Origin of the sequence: Sulfuriferula multivorans (genome assembly GCF_003851125.1) — a bacterium.
GTDB lineage: Bacteria > Pseudomonadota > Gammaproteobacteria > Burkholderiales > Sulfuriferulaceae > Sulfuriferula > Sulfuriferula multivorans.
The window spans coordinates 58,346-78,068 of sequence record NZ_BGOW01000038.1; the positions used below are offsets into that span (position 1 = coordinate 58,346).

General features: G+C 57.6%; 23 protein-coding genes. 10 read left to right on the forward strand and 13 right to left on the reverse strand.

All coding sequences use genetic code 11. From position 1 onward, the window contains the following. Nucleotides 1-219 precede the first annotated feature (219 nt). Nucleotides 220-717, forward strand: a complete 498-nt coding sequence (locus EI185_RS15705; RefSeq protein ID WP_124706096.1) for a DsrE family protein — start codon at nucleotides 220-222, stop codon at nucleotides 715-717. Nucleotides 718-798: 81 nt separating this feature from the next. Here the strand turns inward: EI185_RS15705 and EI185_RS15710 are convergent, their stop codons facing one another. Together EI185_RS15710 and EI185_RS15715 are read right to left on the reverse strand one after the other, a co-directional pair. Beyond that, nucleotides 799-1,173: a cupredoxin domain-containing protein gene (locus tag EI185_RS15710; RefSeq protein ID WP_124706097.1), complete on the reverse strand. Its 375-nt coding sequence runs from the start codon at nucleotides 1,171-1,173 to the stop codon at nucleotides 799-801. A gap of 4 nt (nucleotides 1,174-1,177) precedes the next feature. Next, entirely contained in the window at nucleotides 1,178-2,074 is an 897-nt protein-coding gene (locus tag EI185_RS15715) for a metallophosphoesterase family protein (protein WP_124706098.1), read from the reverse strand. Nucleotides 2,075-2,274: 200 nt separating this feature from the next. Here EI185_RS15715 and EI185_RS15720 point away from each other — a divergent pair, with 200 nt between their 5' ends. From EI185_RS15720 to EI185_RS15745, 6 genes are all read left to right on the forward strand, one after another. Further along, nucleotides 2,275-2,805, forward strand: a complete 531-nt coding sequence (locus tag EI185_RS15720; RefSeq protein ID WP_124706099.1) for a sigma-70 family RNA polymerase sigma factor — start codon at nucleotides 2,275-2,277, stop codon at nucleotides 2,803-2,805. An 11-nt stretch (nucleotides 2,806-2,816) separates the two neighbouring features. Next, nucleotides 2,817-3,608, forward strand: coding sequence for an anti-sigma factor family protein (locus EI185_RS15725; RefSeq protein WP_124706100.1), 792 nt, complete (start codon nucleotides 2,817-2,819; stop codon nucleotides 3,606-3,608). A 97-nt stretch (nucleotides 3,609-3,705) separates the two neighbouring features. Next, on the forward strand, nucleotides 3,706-4,251 hold the full coding sequence (locus EI185_RS15730; RefSeq protein ID WP_124706101.1) for a pyridoxamine 5'-phosphate oxidase family protein: 546 nt from the start codon (nucleotides 3,706-3,708) through the stop codon (nucleotides 4,249-4,251). 43 nt (nucleotides 4,252-4,294) lie between these two features. Continuing rightward, complete coding sequence (locus EI185_RS15735) at nucleotides 4,295-5,278, forward strand: biotin--[acetyl-CoA-carboxylase] ligase (protein ID WP_124706102.1); 984 nt, start codon at nucleotides 4,295-4,297, stop codon at nucleotides 5,276-5,278. Continuing rightward, nucleotides 5,275-6,003: a type III pantothenate kinase gene (locus EI185_RS15740; protein WP_124706103.1), complete on the forward strand. Its 729-nt coding sequence runs from the start codon at nucleotides 5,275-5,277 to the stop codon at nucleotides 6,001-6,003. The genes EI185_RS15735 and EI185_RS15740 overlap by 4 nt, the downstream gene beginning before the upstream one ends. After that, on the forward strand, nucleotides 6,000-6,704 hold the full coding sequence (locus EI185_RS15745) for an SPOR domain-containing protein (RefSeq protein WP_124706104.1): 705 nt from the start codon (nucleotides 6,000-6,002) through the stop codon (nucleotides 6,702-6,704). Before EI185_RS15740 ends, EI185_RS15745 begins: the two co-directional genes overlap by 4 nt. On the opposite strand, the gene ubiA is transcribed toward EI185_RS15745, so the two are convergent. The 9 genes from ubiA to EI185_RS15790 form a co-directional block, all read right to left on the reverse strand. Next, complete coding sequence (gene ubiA / locus EI185_RS15750; RefSeq protein WP_124706105.1) at nucleotides 6,705-7,568, reverse strand: 4-hydroxybenzoate octaprenyltransferase; 864 nt, start codon at nucleotides 7,566-7,568, stop codon at nucleotides 6,705-6,707. Continuing rightward, nucleotides 7,565-8,107 carry a chorismate--pyruvate lyase family protein gene (locus EI185_RS15755; RefSeq protein ID WP_124706106.1) on the reverse strand — a complete coding sequence of 181 codons (543 nt, stop codon included), beginning with the start codon at nucleotides 8,105-8,107 and terminating at the stop codon, nucleotides 7,565-7,567. Before EI185_RS15755 ends, ubiA begins: the two co-directional genes overlap by 4 nt. 122 nt (nucleotides 8,108-8,229) lie before the next feature. Next, nucleotides 8,230-9,045 (reverse strand): phosphate/phosphite/phosphonate ABC transporter substrate-binding protein, encoded by an 816-nt coding sequence (locus EI185_RS15760; RefSeq protein ID WP_124706107.1) that lies wholly within the window; start codon nucleotides 9,043-9,045, stop codon nucleotides 8,230-8,232. A gap of 96 nt (nucleotides 9,046-9,141) precedes the next feature. Continuing rightward, nucleotides 9,142-11,160, reverse strand: a complete 2,019-nt coding sequence (gene recG / locus EI185_RS15765) for an ATP-dependent DNA helicase RecG (RefSeq protein WP_124706133.1) — start codon at nucleotides 11,158-11,160, stop codon at nucleotides 9,142-9,144. Between the two features lie 39 nt (nucleotides 11,161-11,199). After that, complete coding sequence (gene ridA / locus EI185_RS15770) at nucleotides 11,200-11,580, reverse strand: deaminase RidA (protein ID WP_124706108.1); 381 nt, start codon at nucleotides 11,578-11,580, stop codon at nucleotides 11,200-11,202. 47 nt (nucleotides 11,581-11,627) lie between these two features. After that, the gene (locus tag EI185_RS15775; RefSeq protein WP_124706109.1) at nucleotides 11,628-13,760 is read right to left on the reverse strand and encodes a RelA/SpoT family protein; all 2,133 of its coding nucleotides are present in this window, start codon (nucleotides 13,758-13,760) and stop codon (nucleotides 11,628-11,630) included. Between the two features lie 12 nt (nucleotides 13,761-13,772). Further along, nucleotides 13,773-13,979, reverse strand: a complete 207-nt coding sequence (rpoZ, locus tag EI185_RS15780; RefSeq protein WP_124706110.1) for a DNA-directed RNA polymerase subunit omega — start codon at nucleotides 13,977-13,979, stop codon at nucleotides 13,773-13,775. A gap of 11 nt (nucleotides 13,980-13,990) precedes the next feature. After that, complete coding sequence (gmk, locus tag EI185_RS15785; RefSeq protein WP_189836434.1) at nucleotides 13,991-14,605, reverse strand: guanylate kinase; 615 nt, start codon at nucleotides 14,603-14,605, stop codon at nucleotides 13,991-13,993. A gap of 9 nt (nucleotides 14,606-14,614) precedes the next feature. Further along, nucleotides 14,615-15,466, reverse strand: a complete 852-nt coding sequence (locus EI185_RS15790) for a YicC/YloC family endoribonuclease (protein ID WP_262982406.1) — start codon at nucleotides 15,464-15,466, stop codon at nucleotides 14,615-14,617. 129 nt (nucleotides 15,467-15,595) lie between these two features. On the opposite strand from EI185_RS15790, the gene EI185_RS15795 reads away from it, so the two are divergent. Genes EI185_RS15795 through rph form a run of 3 tightly spaced genes read left to right on the forward strand, consistent with a single transcriptional unit; the run spans nucleotide 15,596 to nucleotide 18,198 of the window. Further along, nucleotides 15,596-16,537, forward strand: a complete 942-nt coding sequence (locus EI185_RS15795) for a serine/threonine protein kinase (RefSeq protein ID WP_124706112.1) — start codon at nucleotides 15,596-15,598, stop codon at nucleotides 16,535-16,537. 28 nt (nucleotides 16,538-16,565) lie between these two features. Next, nucleotides 16,566-17,468 carry a PP2C family protein-serine/threonine phosphatase gene (locus tag EI185_RS15800; RefSeq protein WP_124706113.1) on the forward strand — a complete coding sequence of 301 codons (903 nt, stop codon included), beginning with the start codon at nucleotides 16,566-16,568 and terminating at the stop codon, nucleotides 17,466-17,468. Nucleotides 17,469-17,472: 4 nt separating this feature from the next. Beyond that, entirely contained in the window at nucleotides 17,473-18,198 is a 726-nt protein-coding gene (rph, locus tag EI185_RS15805; protein ID WP_124706114.1) for a ribonuclease PH, read from the forward strand. A 6-nt stretch (nucleotides 18,199-18,204) separates the two neighbouring features. Here rph and EI185_RS15810 read toward each other — a convergent pair whose 3' ends face one another. Both EI185_RS15810 and EI185_RS15815 read right to left on the reverse strand, forming a co-directional pair. Then, the gene (locus EI185_RS15810) at nucleotides 18,205-18,624 is read right to left on the reverse strand and encodes a hypothetical protein (RefSeq protein ID WP_223247889.1); all 420 of its coding nucleotides are present in this window, start codon (nucleotides 18,622-18,624) and stop codon (nucleotides 18,205-18,207) included. Nucleotides 18,625-18,643: 19 nt separating this feature from the next. Further along, nucleotides 18,644-19,720 (reverse strand): metallophosphoesterase, encoded by a 1,077-nt coding sequence (locus tag EI185_RS15815; RefSeq protein WP_124706115.1) that lies wholly within the window; start codon nucleotides 19,718-19,720, stop codon nucleotides 18,644-18,646. Nucleotides 19,721-19,723: the final 3 nt, after the last annotated feature.

The window sequence follows — 19,723 nt, forward strand, 5'->3', positions numbered from 1 at the left end:
TGATACATGCTATCCAGTTTAACGCATCAGCGCATGACGCCACAGCCTGCGCAATGGGAATAAATAATGCGCTGGCCTGGTATTGCATTTACCGATCGCATGATCGGAACAAGCCTGGAAGCGGCTACCAAATCGGCGCGATAGTCCGGCAACCATAGGGCAAATTTTCCCGGCGCGATACATGCTTCGCGCAACCTTAATATCAATCAGGAGAGCAACATGATGGAGAGAACACATACCGTATCAATGATCGCAGCGCTTATGGTTTGCCTCGGAGGGGGCGTCAGCCCGGCCTGGGCCGAAACTTCGATGCTGCAGTCCTACAAGTTCGAGACACCGGAATTCCTGCATCCCCATCCTTTTGCCAAGGCCCATGTGGTGCTACAGGTAAGTGAAGACAACCCGCAGCTGTGGGGGCTTACACTCAATAACATCACGAATCTGATGGCCTATTTCGGTCCGGACAATGTGCAGATCGTGATGGTAGCCTATGGCCCGGGGCTGAAAATGTTGTTCGCCGACAGCCCGGTAGCCGAGCGCATCAAGGCGCTGGATGCGCAAGGTGCGGAATTCGATGCCTGCAATGTGACCATCACAGGGATGACGAAAACACTCGGACATCGGCCCAAGCTGGTCGACGCATCGGCTATTGTACCGGGCGGGATTGTCCGCATTATGCAGCTGCAACAGCATGGCTTCGATTACATCAAACCCTGATATTTTCGCTGATAAAGAAGAAATGCGGGAAGATCGCCCTCCCGCATTCGAACGGCACACCCCCTCTTTTTATGTCGTGGATTATTCGGTCACGACGATGGTTCCCGTCATGTTCTCGTGCCCGCTGCCGCAAAAAACATCGCACACAAACGGGAAAGTCCCGACCTTGTCCGACACCAGCCGCAAACGCGAAACCTTGCCCGGAATGATGTCGGCCCGCACGCCTAGATCAGGCACCTTGAAGCCCATGAACACATCGAGCGTAGTGAACTCAAGTATCACCGGCACGCCTTTTTTCAGCTTGATTTCATTCGGCGTGTAATCAAATTTTTTTGCGACGATTTTGATGACCGGATCTTCCGTTTGCACGCTCGCATAATCGCCGGCGCTAACCAGGCCCGTCCCCAGAACAGCGGCCAAAACGATGAGCTTGATTCCACGTGACTTGAGTTTCATGGTTTTATCCTTTCACCACAGGCAGTTCTGTAATACGGTATTGGGCTGTCTGCACATCCGCCTCGATATCGCGATAGCCCAGCCCTTTATATGGCTGTGCCGCATCCCACGGCAGCGGTGTGCGTTTAGGTTGCGAACCGGGTGCCGGCAGAGGAAAGATCAACGACTTTGCCGAATGGTGCGCGATATGCCCGGTCATGTGATGGTTTTCCTGGTGGATGTGCCCGTAAAAAACCGTAACGTTCGGGTGCGGCATCAGCAGCGCGATTGCCTTGTCGCCATCACGGGTGGCCCAGTCCCATTGCGGGTATAGATCGAACAGCGGGCGATGGGTGAAGACCACGATCCTTGCGTCTTTGGGCTGGGCATTCAAATCTGTGGCGAGCCACTGCAACTGCGCCTCGCCGATACTTGCAGTGGGGTCGGAAACATTGTCCAGCACGATGAAATGCACGCCCTTGTGGTCGAAGGTGTAATGGGTCTTGCCGAAAAATTCCTGATAAGCCTCGCCATGATCCAGCGAGGCATCGTGTTCGCCCGGCATGAAGTGCACTTTTTTCACCTTGAGTTCGCTCACTATTTCGCGAAACTCTGCCAGCCGCTTTCTGCGCTCCTGCGGGTCGTCGGTGGTGTGGGTCAAGTCGCCGGTGAATACGATGAAATCCGGTTGCTGCGCCAGGCCATTGACTGCGGCGACAGCTTTCTTCAAGGTACCTTCTGCGTCCGGGTTGACTTTCGGGCCCTTGAAACCCCAATGCGTGTCCGAAAGCTGGACGAAATAAAATTCCTTCGCATCACTGCGTTTTGCCATGCTGGAACAACCTGCCAGACCGGAAACGAATACCACGCCAGCCAGCCCGCTCAATTTCAAGAATTCGCGCCTATCCAGTATCTTTTCCATTATTTCCTCCAATGTTGTTATCGAGATCGAACGCCTGCAACGTGCAATACCGTTCACTCCGATTACTTATTCCCGCGCGACAAAAATACTTCGTGCGCGGCTATACATACGTGGCACCCAAATGGATTTAACAGGGGTGCTGGAATACAATGGCGCGCTGATCGGTATAACCACACGATGGGATGACGGTGACTGAAGCGATGAAAGCCAAGCGGTTCGGAGAGATGGCGTTGCCGCATCTGAACGCTGCTTACAACCTGGCGCGCTGGCTCACCCACAGCGATCAGGATGCGCAAGACATTGTGCAGGAGGCCTATCTGCGTGCCTTCAAATTTTTCGATGGCTTTCACGGCAACGATGCACGGGCATGGCTGCTCGCCATTGTCAGAAACACCACCTACACGTGGTTGCAGCAGAATCGCAACCATGTGCATAGCGTATTTTTCGATGAGGACTTCCACGATCTCAACGAAGCAGATTCCGCCACGTTATGCGATCAGCCGGACAACAATCCCGCGGCGATCCTGGCGCGCAACGACGACAAACGCCTGCTGGATCGGGCGCTGGAGCAACTGCCGGTTGAATTTCGCGAAGTATTGGTATTGAGAGAACTGGAGGACTTGTCCTACAAGGAAATTTCCCATATCGCCGGCATTCCCATCGGCACGGTGATGTCCCGCCTGGCACGCGGCCGCAGGCTGCTGCAAGCCTGCCTTGAGCGGATGAATTAAGGAGTCACGCGATGGATTGCAAACGAACTCTGGAGCTACTCCCCGCCCATCTGGATCAGGAGCTGGGCTTGCCTGAATCCCGCGAAATGGATCAGCATCTGCAAACCTGCGCTGCCTGCCACAATGCCTTTGCTAGCCAGTCGGCACTGCGTGACGCAGTCAAGCAACGCGCTACCTATTTTCAGGCACCCATTGATCTGGAAAGCCGCATCAGGGCGGCGCTGCCTTTGGAACCTGAAATTGCCGCCGCCACGGCAAAGCGGCGGCCATGGCAGTGGGGATCATGGAACTGGTTGAATGCAGGCACCATGCTGGCTTCGCTGGTCGTGCTGGTATGGAGCGCCGGCCTCTATCTCGCAACGCCATCGCCCAATGAACTCCTCGCCGAAGAGGTGGTTTCCAGCCACGTACGTTCGCTGATGGTCAACCATCTTGCCGATGTCGCCTCCTCTGATCAGCACACGGTCAAGCCGTGGTTCGACGGCAAGCTGGATTTCTCCCCCCCTGTTGCCGATTTGACCGCGCAGGGCTTCCCGCTGGTTGGCGGCAGGCTCGATTATCTTGATCACCGTTCGGTGGCGGCGCTGGTATACCGCCATCGCCTGCACCTGATCAATGTTTACATCTGGCCCGCCGCCAACGAACGGCAGACCGCACTCCACAACCTGTCGATCCAGGGCTATCATCTGCTGCACTGGAGCGAAGCGGGAATGGTCTACTGGATGATTTCCGACCTGAATCCGCATGATCTGATGACACTCACCCGTATCCTCCAGGCTCAGGCTCAGCGCACGCCAAGTTAGGCTGCATCGGTAGATCCTGCTGCGTATTCAGTCCAATCCGTTAACCAAAATTTGCACTTCGAATTTGAGCCATCGCTGGCTAGAACAGGAGAAAAACATGGCAAGATTTTATCCCGCGCTGACCGGGCAGCATGAGCATTTCATCGCCAGCCAAAAAATATTTTTTACCGCCAGCGCACCGCAGCAGGGGCGCATCAACCTTTCACCCAAAGGCCTGGACAGCCTGCGCATACTGGGTCCAAACCGGGTGGCCTATCTTGATCTCACCGGCAGCGGTAATGAGACCGCCGCGCACCTGCTCGAAAACGGGCGCATGACACTGATGTTTTGCAGCTTCGACGCCGACCCGTTGATCCTGCGGCTGTATGGGCAAGGCCGCGCCGTGAAGCCGCGCGATGCCGATTGGGCAGCCTTGCGGGGGCATTTCCCTGCACTGCCGGGAGAACGTCAAATCATTGATCTGAATATCGACTCGGTACAGACTTCGTGCGGCTACGCGGTACCGCAATATGTTTACACGGGCGAGCGTGACACGCTGGCGCGCTGGGCGGAAAAAAAGGGGCCTGCCGGGCTCCTCGACTACTGGCGCGAAAAAAACCGCATGAGCATAGACGGACTGCCCAGCGGGCTGCTGGAGGGCTGATCCGGCGTGCTAACATAGTGGCAATTCAAACCTGATTTCTGCCTTGAATCCATTATTATTTCCCCTGCTGCGCGTCTTGTCCGACGGTGAATTTCACTCCGGAGAAGTGCTCGCACAGCGTTTCAATGTATCGCGTGCCAGCATCTGGAATGCGCTCCAGGCTGCGCAGGACCAGGGCATGCTGCTAAACAAGGTGCGCGGACGCGGCTATCGTCTCCCCGCAGCACCCGACTGGCTCGACGCCGACGCAGTCGGGCAGGCGCTGGGTACCCGTGCAGACCAGTTTCATGTCCGTGTGACCGAGCACCTCGATTCGACCAATACCGAGCTGATGCGAGCTGCGGTAGACGGCGCACCCCATCGGAGTTGCCTGGCAACGGAGATTCAACTTGCCGGACGCGGGCGGCGCGGGCGCGTCTGGCAAAGTGTGCTGGGTGGCAGTCTTGCCTGCTCGGTACTGTGGCGCTTTGATACGGGCATCGCTGCGCTTTCCGGCTTGAGCCTCGCCGTGGGCGTGGCGCTGCTGCGGGCATTACGTCAATTCGGCGCAGATGAGGTACAGCTCAAATGGCCGAACGACCTGCTCTGGCAATACCGCAAACTGGGGGGGATTCTGATTGAGGTGCAGGGCGATGTGATGGGGCCCTCATTTGCCGTGATCGGCATGGGCATTAATTTGCAGTTGCCGGTGTCGGTACGTGCCGAAATCGATCAGTCAGTGACCGATCTGAACGAAGTATGCGGCATCCGCGTCGAGCGCAACCGGTTATTGGCCGCGCTATTGATTCATCTGGATGATGTCATGCAGGATTTTGAGCAGTCCGGCCTCTCTCGATTACGCGCAGAATGGCTTGCAGCACACGCTTATCAGGACAAGCCGGTACGCGTGCTGCTTGCCAATGGCAATGACCAGCTGGGCATGGCGATCGGCGTATCCGCTGACGGGGCATTGCTGTTGCAAAGTGCAGACGGAAAGCAGCTGGCGCTCAATGGCGGCGAAGTTCACCTGACCCGCCGCCTCTCATGATTCTGGCGATCGACGCGGGAAACACCCGCATTAAATGGGGATTGCACGACGGGCAGGCATGGCTGGCACACGGCCGATGCATGCACCGTGAAATACACGAATTCGAGTGCGCGCTGGACCAGCTCCCCACCCCGCAGAAAATCGTGTTCAGCAATGTAGGCGGCGCGCAACTGCAAGCTGCGCTCGAACATAGTCTGGCGCGCTACGCGGTCAGTGTGCAACAAGTGACTGCCCGTGCCAGCCAGTGCGGGGTACGCAACGTTTACACCACGCCCGGGCAACTGGGCGCAGACCGCTGGGCTGCACTGATCGGTGCGCACCACCTCGGCGCCGCTAACGCGCTGGTGGTCAATTGCGGCACGGCGATCACCGTGGATGCGCTGCATCAGGGCGATTTCCTGGGCGGTGTCATTCTGCCCGGCTACCGCATGATGGGCAGCATGCTGCAGCAAGGGACCGCTGGGCTGGCTAACGATCCGGGCCAATTCAGCGCCTGGCCGGACAACACTGCGGATGCGCTGGAGAGCGGCCGCATCCTGGCGATTGGCGGAGCGGTCGCGTTGTTGCGCGAGCAACTGGCCCGCCTGACCGGTGATTTACCGGAATTGATTGTAAGCGGCGGGGATGGCGCGCGGATTGCCCCATATCTTCCGCGGCCCTTGCAGTTAGTGGAGAATCTGGTACTGGAAGGATTGCGCGCGATCGCGCACGAGGAGTGTTTGTGAGACTGCTGTTTTTATTATTGTTGCTTGCCAATCTGGCCGTATTCGCCCTGCTGCAATGGGGTGGTGACATGAGCTCAACGCATCGCGCGCATACTTCACTACACCCCGAGCGTATCGCGCTGGTTGGGGAGCCGCATGCCACGCCATCCCCGAAAATTCCGCCCGCCAATGCACCCGTGCCTGCGCCTCAGCCCGCTCAGGCTTCTGCAGCCAAGCCCGCCGCCAACGATAAAATCTGCATGACCTGGGGACCGGTAGCCCCGGCGCAATATGACAATGCCATCACTGCACTGGATCAGCTCAAGCTGGGCGAACGTCTCAGCCATCAGGCGCTGGGCACGCCAGGCGGTCCCTACTGGGTGTATTACCCGCCGCTGGCATCCAAGGCAGCGGCGGATAACAAGCTCGCGGAGCTGACAAATCTGGGCGTGCGTGACATCGCCGTGGTGCGTCCGGCCGGTCCGTGGCAAAACGCAATTTCACTCGGGTTATATGCCAAGCAGTCAATTGCCGAAGCGCGCGTGGCCGAACTGCACAAGAAAGGCGTACAGACGGTGAGCATCGAGGCACGTGGTAAAACTCCCAGCCTGTTTACCTTGCGTGATCTGGATGCTGCCGAACAGGCAAAGATGACACAACTCCAGCAGTCTTATGCAGACACCCAACTCAAGCGGGTGGATTGCGCGCCCGGCTCTCACTGATTAACGTAACCAGTAATCCAGTACCAGCCCGGCGAACACCGCCGCGCCCAGCCAGTTGTTGTGCAAAAATGCCTTGAAGCAGCGTGCGCGGTCGCGGCCCCGGATCAGGGTGTAATGGTAAACGGCAATTGATGCCGCCACACCTAAACCCGCATCGAACCAGAGCCCCCTGCCCTGGCGCCAGCCCACGTAGGCTAGCAATAGCAAAGTCGCGGCATAGCACAGCATCACCGCCGCCACATCGAAACGCCCAAACGTCAACGCAGAAGTCTTGATACCGATTTTTATGTCGTCATCACGATCCACCATGGCGTACTCGGTGTCGTAGGCAATCGCCCAGAAGATATTCGCTATCAGCAACAGCCAGGCATCCATCGGCACGCTGCCGAGCTGCGCTGCATAGGCCATGGGAATGCCAAAGCCGAAAGCAATACCCAGATAGGCTTGCGGAATGGCAAGAAAACGCTTGGTGTAGGGATAGCTGGCGGCCAGGAACAGCGCCGGCACGGATAACATCATCACCAGCCGGTTGAGCGGCAGGATCAGCAGAAAAGCCAGTGCGGACAGGGCCGCAGCCAGCAGCAGGGCTTCCTTGCCGCTCACTCTCCCAGCCGCCAGCGGGCGATCCCTGGTGCGCGCCACGTGGGCGTCGAAATCGCGGTCGGCATAGTCATTGATGACGCAACCCGCTGAGCGCATCAGTACCGTACCCAGCACGAAAATCCACACTATCATCCATTGCGGATGCCCCGCAGACACAAACCACAGCCCCCACAGGGTCGGCCACAACAGCAGCAGAATGCCGATCGGTTTATCCAGGCGCATCAATTTTTCATACAGACTCAAGCGTTGTGCGAGTGTCATGCCAGCTCCAGAAGCGTGGGTAAAAAAACCTCGGTGACCAGGATGGGTCGACCCTGCAACTTGAACAATGAACGCCGCGACCATAGATACGGCGGCCGCCTATCGAACCGTGCGCAGGCACGTCGATACAATGGATGTCGCGGGTCAAGCCGTTTGAATTCAAACGCTACTCGGCGCACGCGGGGGTTAGCGAACAGTGCTGCACCCAGCGGCCGGTTGCCCAGTTTGCCGAGTTTCGTCCATGCACCGCGCAGGCTGCTGTGCGGCAATACGCTATGTGCGAATACCACCGGAGTGTCGTGACAATACAGAAAGACTTCGCGCAGTAATGCGGTGGGTTTCTCACGCAGACCGGTCATTACAGCCTCATCCAGAGCCGCACGTCCGGATCGCTGACTTACATGACGCACACTGAACTGCGGGCAATGCCCGATGATGCGTCGCGTAAGCGACCCCTGATCGGTAAGCCAGTCGCGCGCGGCGCCGTGAACACCGATCAGTCGGGCACGCCAGGAAGAAGAATTGCACAAGTTGGACATGATCGGCAGGAGTTAAGCAAACCCTGCCATTATGCCACGCTGCATACACCCGATTGAACCCTGGAAACTGTGAACAACGAGTAAACAACGCTGCACTATTGCCTGGCGCGTTCCAGCGCAATTCAGCGGATGTTCAACAGCTTCAGCATGTCCTTGTAATCAGCCAGGCTGGCGATTTCAAAACTGGAAAACCCTGTGTTCCGGAAATAACTTTGTGCCTCCTTGTCCTTGTCAGCACCTGTCAGCGCCTGCGCAACCGCCTGTTTGATTTCGTCAGGCAGGTCTCCGCGCACGGCGAAAGTGAGATGCGGCACGCCCTTGCTCTGCATGATCAGGTTAAGATCCATGCCGTTATTGTTCCACAAGGTCAACACTCCGGTATTGGCTACGCCAACGTCGATCAGCTTGTACTTGAAGGCGGTCGCAATACCATCGACGTCATGGTAATAAGCCACGCTCTTGAAGTATTTGGCCGGATCAATATGTTTGCTGCGCAAATCCGCCAGGGCCAACTGAGTGACCATGGAGTCTTCGTCGGTAAAACCGATACGCTTGCCTTTCATGTCTTCCGGAAAGGCAATGCCGCTGGACGACAGCGCCATGAAACCGGCAGAGATCTGCCCCGGAATCTTGGCGACCGGCTCATAACCCGCGAGCTTGTTGGCTTGCATGATCATCGAGGGCGGCGCGAACATGAAGGCGAATTTTTTTTGCTTGGCTTCCGCCAGATATTTGTCGGAATCGCGCACCGTCTCGACTTTGACCGGGCGTTTCAGTACCCGGGAGAGGTAGCTGGTCAGCCCATGGAATTCTTCCGCCACGATGATGGGGCTGCGATTGTAGTCCTGTATCCCCAGAAACAGCGTTTCCACCGCCCGGACTGGTTGCGCAACCAGCATACCCAGCAATATCAATCCCTGCCATAGTCGCATATTCATCTGCAATCTCCTGTTTTATTGGCGGAGCTTATGATTGCGCCGTATGCAGGATTAACGACATTTAGCCAAAAATATCCCTGGTATATTAATACCAGGTCAGGTTTTAATATAATCCTGGCGTCCGCCCAGCCAGCGCGAGACATGATGCTGCGCCGCCTGCCTATCATGAACCAGCAGCCATTCGGCGGCGACGCGGGCTTGTTCGAGTATGTCGGCATCCGCTTCGATATCGGCAAAGCGCAGCATCGGTGCCCCTGACTGACGCGCGCCAAGAAATTCGCCCGGCCCGCGCAGGCGCAAGTCTTCGCGCGCAATGACAAAACCATCTGTATTTTCGAAAATGACCTTGAGTCGTGCGCGTGCAGTTTCCGACAAGGGTTGCTGATAAAGCAGGATACATGCGCTTTGCGTGCTACCGCGTCCAACCCGGCCGCGTAGCTGGTGCAGTTGCGCCAGCCCCATGCGTTCGGCGTGCTCAATCACCATCAGCGACGCGCGCGGCACGTCCACTCCGACCTCGATTACCGTCGTCGCGACCAGCAAATGCAGAGCGCCGCATTTGAAATCGGCCATGACCTTTGCCTTGTCGCGCCCGTTCATGCGTCCGTGCACCAGGCCGATGTTGAGTTCGGGTAGCGCAGTCGCAAGCACGGCGTGCGTATCCAGCGCGGTCTGCAACTGCAACTTCTCGGATTCTTCGATCAACGGGCACACCCAGTAGACTTGCTCGCCCGCACCGCAGCGTTCGCGCACCAGCTCAATCACTTGCTCGCGCCGACTCTCGGCAAGCAGCTTGGTTACCACCGGGCTGCGTCCCGGCGGCAGCTCGTCAATCACCGACACGTCGAGATCGGCGTAATAACTCATGGACAACGTGCGCGGGATCGGCGTGGCACTCATCATCAGTTGATGGGGCTGGCGCCCCTTCTGGCGCAACGCCAGACGTTGGGCAACGCCGAAACGGTGCTGCTCATCGATGATGGCGAGCCCGAGATTGGCAAACTCCACCTGCTCCTGAAACAGCGCGTGCGTTCCCGCTGCAAGTTGCGCCTCGCCCGATACCAGCCGCGCCGCTGCGGCCTGCTTGTCTTTTTTGGACAAGCTGCCTGCCAGCCACGCCACCTCGATACCAAGGGGTGCAAACCACTGCCTGAGCTTGTGATAATGCTGCTCGGCCAGAATTTCTGTCGGCGCCATGAATACAGCCTGATACCCATGTCCGATGGCTTGCGCAGCGGCAAGCGCTGCAACCACCGTCTTGCCGCTGCCCACATCGCCTTGCAGCAGGCGCTGCATCGGGTGACAGGCGGCCAGATCGGTGCGAATTTCCGTCCATACGCGCAATTGGGCAGCGGTAAGCCGAAACGGCAAGGCATTCTGCAGCTGTTCCACCAGCGCCACCGCTTCCGCCAATTTGGGCGCGTTCTGCGCACGCCGGGCATTGCGCGCCAGGCGCAGCGACAATTGCTGCGCCAGCAGTTCGTCGAACTTGATGCGCCGCCACGCCGGATGGGTTCGGTATTCGAGTTGAATAGACGGGATATCGGGGGGTGGATTATGCAGGGTGTGCACACTGCCGGCGAAATCCGGCAAATCAAAACGACTGCGCAGGCTATCCGGCAACGTGTCAGTCAAATCCGACTGCGCCAGCGCTGCACCGATATGTTTGCGGAGCAGCGTTTGCGCCACCCCGGCAGTCGTCGGGTAAACCGGAGTGAGACTGTTCGGCAACGGTACTTCCGGACTGACTGCGCGGTAACGGGGATGCACCATCTCCAGCCCAAAAAAACCGCCGCGTACTTCCCCCAATGCGCGGATCAAATTACCCTCTGAAAACTGCTTCACCTGGCTACCGTAAAAATTGATGAAGCGCAGGTTAAGTTCGGCGCCGCTGTCGTCGCGAATACGCGCAATCAGCGCACGACGCGGTTTGTATTGGGTCTCGCAATGGGTCACCACGCCCTGCACCTGGATAGCACGACCCGGCAATGCCTCGGCAATCGTGGTAAGCCTGGTCTCATCTTCGTAGCGCAACGGCAGATGCAGGATCAAATCTGCCGGGTCATGCAATCCCAGCTTGGCGAACGACGCGGGCAGCGCGCTGGCTGCCGCCATGGGTTTGGCGCGACCTGCCGGTTTGGAGGATGCAGCCAATCAGTCCAGCACCATTACCCCGTCGGCCTCGACATCGGCGTCGCGTGGCAGCGCTGCCACGCCCACTGCAGCACGCGCCGGGTAGGGCTCGCTGAAATACTCCGCCATGATCTGGTTGACCTTGGCAAAGTGGCTCAGATCGGTCAGAAACACATTGAGCTTGACCACATCAGCCAGACTGCCGCCTGCAGCTTCGGCCACCGCCTTGAGATTCTGGAATACACGATGAACCTGCGCCTCCGTGCCTTCAGCCATCTGCATGGTAGCCGGGTCGAGCCCGATCTGGCCGGACAGATAAACGGTATTGCCCACTTTCACCGCCTGCGAGTAAGTACCAATCGCGGCCGGTGCAGCGTCGGTACGGATGATGTGTTTGCTCATGTGCGTTCCTGTCGGGTTTGAATGTTATGGGTTTGCCGTGCGCCAAATTACTGCGTTTGCATGCGCCCGTCCTTGCGGTTTTTTACTCTCATGATGCGCACCACTTCGGGCAGAACCCGCAAACTGCGCATGATACGCGCCAGGTGCATACGCTGTTCCACCTGCAAAGTGAAATAGATGGTGGTGTACTGGCTGCCGTCTTCCTCTTCCATCGCCACATTATCGATGTTGGAGCCTTCATCCGCGATGACCGCCGCCAGCTTGGCTAGCACGCCACGCTGATTGAGGACGATAAGCTTGATGTTCACGTCGAACATCTTGGTCAGCCCCGGTTCCCACTCCACATCCAGCCATTTGTCCGGATCGTCTCGATAGTGTTTGATGGAGGGGCAATCGTGAGTATGGATGATCAGCCCCTGATCGGATTTGATGAAGCCGATGATCGGGTCGCCCGGAATCGGGTGACAGCATTTGGCCAACTGAACCGCCACCCCTTCGGAGCCGCGAATGGCGATGGCACCATGCGGGCGTTGCAATGGCTGGCCCATCTCCTGTGCAAGCAGCTGGCGCGCCACCACCACATTGAGCCGTTTTCCCAGACCAATGTCGGTGAGAACTTCCACGCGTTCCTTGCCGGTTTCCTTGTGCAAACGCTCCCATCTGCTTGCCTGGTTTTTGCTCGGATCAGCACCCAGCGCACGCAGCGCCTGATCGAGCAGGCGCTCCCCCAGCTGGGCGGATTCTTCCGCGTGCATGGTGCGCAAGTAATGGCGGATATGTGCACGCGCCTTGCCTGAAACAACAAAATTGACCCAGGCAGGATTGGGCCACGCATTGGGTGAAGTCAATATCTCCACCTGGTCGCCGTTGCGCAATTGGACACGCAGCGGCATCAGTTCGCCGTTCACCTTGACTGCCGAACAATGATTACCGACATCCGTGTGCACCGCATAGGCAAAATCCACTGCGGTGGCGCCGCGCGGCAGCGAGAGTATCTTGCCATTGGGCGTGAATACGTAGACTTCGTCTGGAAACAGGTCCACCTTGATGTGCTCAAGGAACTCGGCTGAATCGCCGCCGCCTTCCTGAATCTCCAGCAACGATTGCAACCACTGATGGGTTTTTTGCTGCACATCATTGACGTTGCTGTCATTGCTTTTGTACAGCCAGTGCGACGCCACACCCGCCTCGGCCAGCTTATGCATTTCATGGGTGCGAATCTGGATTTCCAGGGGGGTGCCGAACGGACCGAATAACGTGGTATGCAGCGACTGGTAGCCATTGGCCTTGGGAATGGCGATGTAATCCTTGAATTTTCCGGGAATGGGTTTGTATAACCCGTGCATGCAGCCCAACGCTAAATAACAGGAGGGAATGTCATCCACCAGTACCCGAAAACCGTAGATATCGAACACCTCGGAAAACGCCAGGGATTTTTCCTGCATTTTCTTGTAAATGCTATACAGATGTTTCTCGCGCCCGCTGACCAGGGCATGGATATTGGCGCCAGCAAGCTTGCCCTGAATCGCTTCGCGCACTTTCTCCACCACCTCCTTGCGATTACCGCGCGCGGCCCTGACCGCCTTGTCCAGCACACGGTAACGGTTAGGATGGAGGTTTTGAAAGCACAGGTCTTCCAGTTCCTGGTAGATGCTGTTGAGCCCGAGCCGATTGGCAATCGGAGCGTAGATATCGAGCGTTTCCTGGGCAATACGGCGGCGTTTTTCAACCGCCATCGACTCCAGCGTGCGCATGTTGTGCAGGCGGTCAGCCAGCTTGATGAGGATGACGCGCACGTCGCGCGCCATGGCGAGCAGCATTTTGCGGAAGTTTTCCGCTTGCGCGTGCTCCTCGGTCTGGAACTCCATTTTATCCAGCTTGGAGACACCATCCACCAGCTCCGCCACGGATTTACCGAAGCGTTCGCCGATTTCGTCCTTGGTGGTGGGCGTATCCTCGACGACATCATGCAATAACGCGGCCATCAGGGCCTGCGGGTCGAGGTGCCACTTTGCCAGAATTCCGGTTACCGCGACCGGGTGATGGATATATGCCTCGCCGCTCTTGCGAAATTGTCCGCTGTGCGCGGCGCGGCTGTACTCGAATGCGGCAGTGACCTGGCGGATGTCCTCAGGCTTGAGGTAGGCCAGTTCCGCGCCGATTTCCTCGAGTTCTGGCATGGGTTAACGTGATCAGGCGCGCCCGCGATTGAGGATTTCTCTGCCGACTTTACCAGCAGCGATTTCCTTCAAAGCCACCACGCTGGGTTTGTCGCGCCCGGCTTCAACCAGTGGCGTATGGCCATTGGCTAACTGACGCGCACGTATGGTGGCGACCAGCGTCAATTCAAAACGGTTGGTGATGGTGTTGATGCAATCGTCAACGGTAATACGCGCCATGATGTGATCCTCTAAGGGTTGAATTGGTGAAACAGGGACGCGTGCCGCGCCAGTTGCCGGGCAATCAGCAAACGCCGGGTGCGAAATATCGCACACAGATCCGCCACCGCCTCGGCAAAATCATCATTGATAATAACATAGTCAAACTCGCTGACATGGCTGATATCCTCTCGCGCGGCTGCCATACGGCGCTCGATTACCTCTGCGCTGTCCTGGCCGCGCCCGGTCAGGCGATGCCGCAACGCATCGAGTGACGGCGGCACGATGAATACGCCTATCGCCTCGGGGAATAGCCGCCGCACCTGGGCTGCGCCCTGCCAGTCTATCTCCAGCAGAATATCGTCGCCCGCAGCGATCGCTTCACGTATCCAGCCTTGCGAAGTGCCGTAATGATTTCCGTATACCTCGGCGCTTTCCAGAAACTCCCCCGCCTCGAGCATGGCGAGGAACTCTTCCTTGCTGACGAAATGATAGTCGCGACCATCGACTTCGCCCGGACGCGCAGCGCGCGTGGTATACGAGATGGACAGGCGCACTCGCCCATCGCGCGCCAGCAACTCGCGCACCAGACTGGTTTTGCCTGCCCCGGAAGGGGCGGCGACAATAAACAGATTTCCCGGGATCATTACGGCTCCTTATTCCAGATTTTGTACCTGTTCGCGCATCTGCTCGATCAGCACCTTGAGATCCATGGCCACCTGGGTGGTTTCCACACTCACTGACTTGGAACCCAGGGTATTGGCCTCGCGGTTCAGCTCCTGCATGAGGAAATCCAGGCGCTTGCCAGCCGCGCCGCCCGCGTCGAGAATGCGCCGCATCTCGCGAAGGTGCATACCCAGGCGCGACAGCTCTTCGTCCACGTCTATTTTCTGCGCAAACAACGCGATTTCCTGACGAATGCGTTCATCGTCGGCGCTGCCCAGCGCATCGGCAAAACGCTGCACCAGCTTATCCTGATAAGCCCGCACCAGCTCCGGCAGGCGCGGGGCGACTCGACCGATATGCGCCTCCATCTGCGTTGCACGCTCCAGCAGGTGGGCACTCAGCTTGACACCTTCGCGCTGGCGGCTGGCAACAAATTCCGCCAGCACAGTATCGAGCAGCTGCAGGCAGGGCTGCGTCAGATCCTGACTGGCGGCGGGGTCATCCAGCATGCCTGGCCAGCGCAGCACTTCAGCCACGCTCATTTGCTGCGCGTCCGGCATATACCCGGTCACCACCTCGCCCAAGGCGTTCAGGCGTTCCAGCAATGCCAGATTCAGCCGTATCTCGCGCTCTGCGCCGGCACAGCTGCCCAGCAGCACACGGCATTCCAGCTTGCCGCGCTGAACGTGCTGCGCGATACGTTCGCGCAGCTGCGGTTCGATGGCCCGGAATTCATCGCCGCAGCGAAAATGAATTTCCAGATAGCGTGAATTCACCGAGCGCAGATCCAGGCTCATATGCAGCCCGGCATAGTGCATCGACGCTGCCGCGTAACCCGTCATGCTAGATATCATTTGCAGTACCCACTAAACTTCCTTTACTTTATTACCGTTAATCAGACACAATTCGGTTCAAAACTTCGGCGGGATGCGCCAACTTCATAACAAACCCGCATGGTACATCGCTGATTCATGGCTGCTCAACCCAACTACGCTTTGCCCAATGGCTATCTGCTGATGGACTACCGCATCGTGCGCAAAATCGGCGGCGGTGGTTTCAGTCTGGTTTACCTGGCCTACGACAGCAATGACCAACCCGTAGCCATCAAGGAATACCTGCCCGGCAGTCTGGTCAAACGCGGTGAAAATGACCAGGTTGAACCCCTCACCCAGGAAAATGCCAACGCCTTCCGCTATGGCATGAAATGCTTTTTTGAGGAAGGCCGCTCACTGGCACGCATTCTGCATCCCAACGTGGTGCGAGTGGAAAATTTCTTCCGCGCCAATGACACCGTATACATGGTGATGCGCTACGAACGCGGCAAAACCCTGCAGGATCACATCCGCGCGCATCGCGGAGAAGTTCGCGAAGGCTTTATCCGGCGCGTGTTTGCCGAGTTGCTCAACGGCCTGCGCGAAGTGCATACGCAAAAACTGCTGCATCTGGACATCAAACCCTCCAACATTTATATCCGCATGGATGGATCGCCGGTACTGATTGACTTCGGTGCCGCGCGCCAGACCCTGACCCTCGATCAGCCCCTGCTTGCGCCAATGTATACACCAGGCTTTGCCGCACCGGAACAGTACACTGATCAGACCATGCTGGGGCCATGGACAGACATTTACAGCGTGGGCGCCAGTCTGTATTCATGCCTGGCGGGCTTTGCCCCGCAGGCAGCCGATGCGCGTCTGATCAGTGACAAACTGGCCTCCGCACGCTCGACCTGGTCAAGCGAATACTCGGAAAGCCTGCTGGGAATTGTAGATAGTTGCTTGCATCTGAACTACATGGAGCGGCCGCAGAGCGTTTTCGCGTTGCAAAAAGCCCTGATGGAAACGCCCCCGCCGCTCAGCAAAAAGCGCAAAATAATGGCCAGCCTGCGCAAGACACTTAACCGCGAAATTTTTTGATCCAGGTAATAAGGGACAACATTCCAATATGCGTTTTTCCATCTATCAGGCGAGCCGCCAGGGTGGCCGCGACTACAATCAGGACAGAGTTGCCTATTCTTACAGCCGCGACGCTCTGCTGATGGTTGTCGCCGATGGCATGGGTGGTCATTCGCACGGCGAACTGGCCGCCCAGATTACGGTTCAGACCTTGGCCGCCACTTTCCAGCGCCATGCACGGCCCAAGCTCAGCGACCCCGCCACCTTCCTGCATGGCGCACTGGAACGCGCACACCTGGCCATCAACGACCACGCGCGCACCCACAATCTAAACGAAATACCGCATACCACCTGTGTAGCTTGTGTGCTGCAGGATGACAGCGCGTGGTGGGCGCATGTAGGCGATTCGCGGCTCTATCTTTATGGTGACAACGGCCTGGTGACGCGCACTCGCGATCACTCCACCGTGCAGCAATTATGCGATGACGGCTTCATCACTCAGGAAGAGATGAAAAACCACCCCGACCGCAACAAAATCTATAACTGCCTGGGTGGCCTCATGTCGCCCGAGGTGGAAGTTTCGCGCCCGATACCGCTGTCCGAACACGACACGATTCTGCTCTGCACCGATGGCCTGTGGGGCGCGCTCACCGAAGAGCAGATCGCCGCCACGCTGCGCGCTTTCCCGCTCGCACGTGCGATCGAATTTTTGATGGATCATGCGGAACTGCGCGCCGGCCATGCCGGTGACAACCTGTCGGCAGTTGCCATGACCTGGGGCACGATGGGCGAAGCCGGCAGCCAGTCGGTGTCCACTTTGACCATGCCCATCAATACCTTCACCACTAAAATGGACGATTTACCCGCAATACCTACTGATCTGGCAGAAGAAGAGGTGGAACGCGCCATTGCCGAAATCCAGGACGCCATCAAGAAATACTCAGGAAAATAATCGCATGAACTCCAGCCGTCCGAGCCAGCGCCGCCCCGATCAATTACGCAATATTCAATTTACCCGCCACTACACCAAGCACGCAGAAGGCTCCGTCCTGGTCGAATGCGGCGATACCATGGTGATCTGCACCGCCAGCATCGTGGAAAAAGTCCCGGCCTTTCTCAAGGGCAAGAATCAAGGCTGGCTGACCGCCGAATACGGCATGCTGCCGCGTTCGACCGGTAGCCGCATGGACCGCGAGGCTGCGCGCGGCAAACAATCCGGGCGCACCCAGGAAATCCAGCGCCTGATCGGACGCTCGCTACGCGCAGCGGTGGACCTGGATAAACTGGGCGAACGCACCCTGCACATAGACTGCGATGTTATCCAGGCCGACGGCGGCACGCGCACCGCTTCCATCACCGGCGCTTTCGTTGCCGTGCACGATGCCATTGGCACGTTGCTGGAACGCGGCCTGCTCACCGAGTCGCCGATCCGCGATTTTGTTGCGGCCATTTCGGTCGGCATTTACCAGGGTGTCCCGGTACTTGATCTCGATTACCTGGAAGATTCCGACTGCGATACCGACATGAACGTGGTGATGACCGGGCGCGGCAGCTTCGTCGAGGTGCAAGGCACTGCCGAAGGCGCAACATTCAGCCGCACCGAAATGGACGCGCTGCTCGACCTTGCCAGTCAAGGCATTCAGCAACTCACCGTTGCACAAAAAACCGCCCTGGGAATTTGACCAGGGCTAATGCTTGCCCGGCGCCAGCTTCACTCCTCGCCGTTCCTCGGTAATGTAGGCCTGCAGTGCGATCATTTTGTAGTCATCGGCAGCGAGCGCTTTGCCTTCCAGGGGATTCTGGATACACCAGTTAATCATTTCCCAGATTGGCGCTACCTTGCCGAGCTGTTTCTGGAATTTCGGATAGGTTTCCGGGTGGGTATCAGCGGCATTGGGATGGCACTGTACGCAGGCCACGCCGTTGCTGCCCAGCTTGGAACTGGTCCAGAGTTCACGGCCATCCTTGACCACTTTCGCGTATTGTTCCTGCCAGCGATTTAAATCCGCCTGGGTGAATTCATCCGCCTGCGCCGGCGCAGACAATACGCCTGCCAGGCTCGTCGCCATAATCCACAAGGCAGCAAATTTCAGTTGTTCGAAATGCATGATCTCACTCCCTCCGGCCTTAATATTGAGTTTGCGGTGGAATATGCTTGTCCGGCGACTGGAATACGGTATCTTCCGGTTCGCCGGTTTTGGTATTGAAGGCAACGGTACGGTTGGTATTGCTGAACAAGTCATAATGCATATCCACGTTGCCGTTCGACAGGTTAATGAATTGCCATCCCGTTGCATCCCGCTCGAAGAACGGATCGGCGCGGTTCATCGGCACCGTGAGCTTGGGTAGATATTGTTCTGCTTGCGCATAAGTGGAAGGGTAAGGCCAGGGCCAGGCGGTCGACATGACGGAGTTGAAGCTGATGTTGCCGATCTGGTTGTACTGGATCTGATGCACATGCCCATACAGCACGGTCACCTTGTTGAACGGCCGCAGCAGCGCCTGTACCTGTTCGGCATCGTCCGTCCAGAAGTTCCAGTTCTTGTAGATTTTTTGCAGCGGCGAGTGTGAAATCACGACGATGGGCGTGGCTTTGTTTATTTTCTCCAAATCTGTCTTCAGCCAGTCGCGCTGCTTGTCGCCGACCATGAAAGGCGATCCGTTCGGGTTGTCCAGATCAGCCATTTCCAGCATGCGCTGTTCGGCAGTGGGCCAGCGCTTGTAAGTCCAGTCGTCATAAGTAAGGATGCTGTTCAGCACCACGAAATGCACACCTTTGTGATCAAAGCTATAGAACTGCGGCCCGAACAATTTCTCCCAGTATTGCCCGAGATCCAGGTAATAATCGTGCTCGCCCATCACGTGATAAACCTTGTTACTGCGCAGCGCGGAGAGGATTTCCGCGCCATGGTCGAGCTCCGCTTTTTTGCCTAGCTGGGCAAGATCCCCGCCAAATACGATGAAATCCGGCTTGGGCGTGAGCAGATTGGCTTCCGCCACGGCGCGGATCAGGCCGCGATCCCAGTTATTTACGAACTTCGCACCCTTGATTTGCTGAAGATGCGCATCGGAAATATACGCAAAGCTGAAGTTTTGCGCGCTGTCGGCAAACGCCAGTTCTACCATGCTGACAGGTAGCGCGCCTGCCACCGCCAGTACGCCGGCACCTTTCAGAAAATCCCGACGATTGATTGATTTGCTCATGCT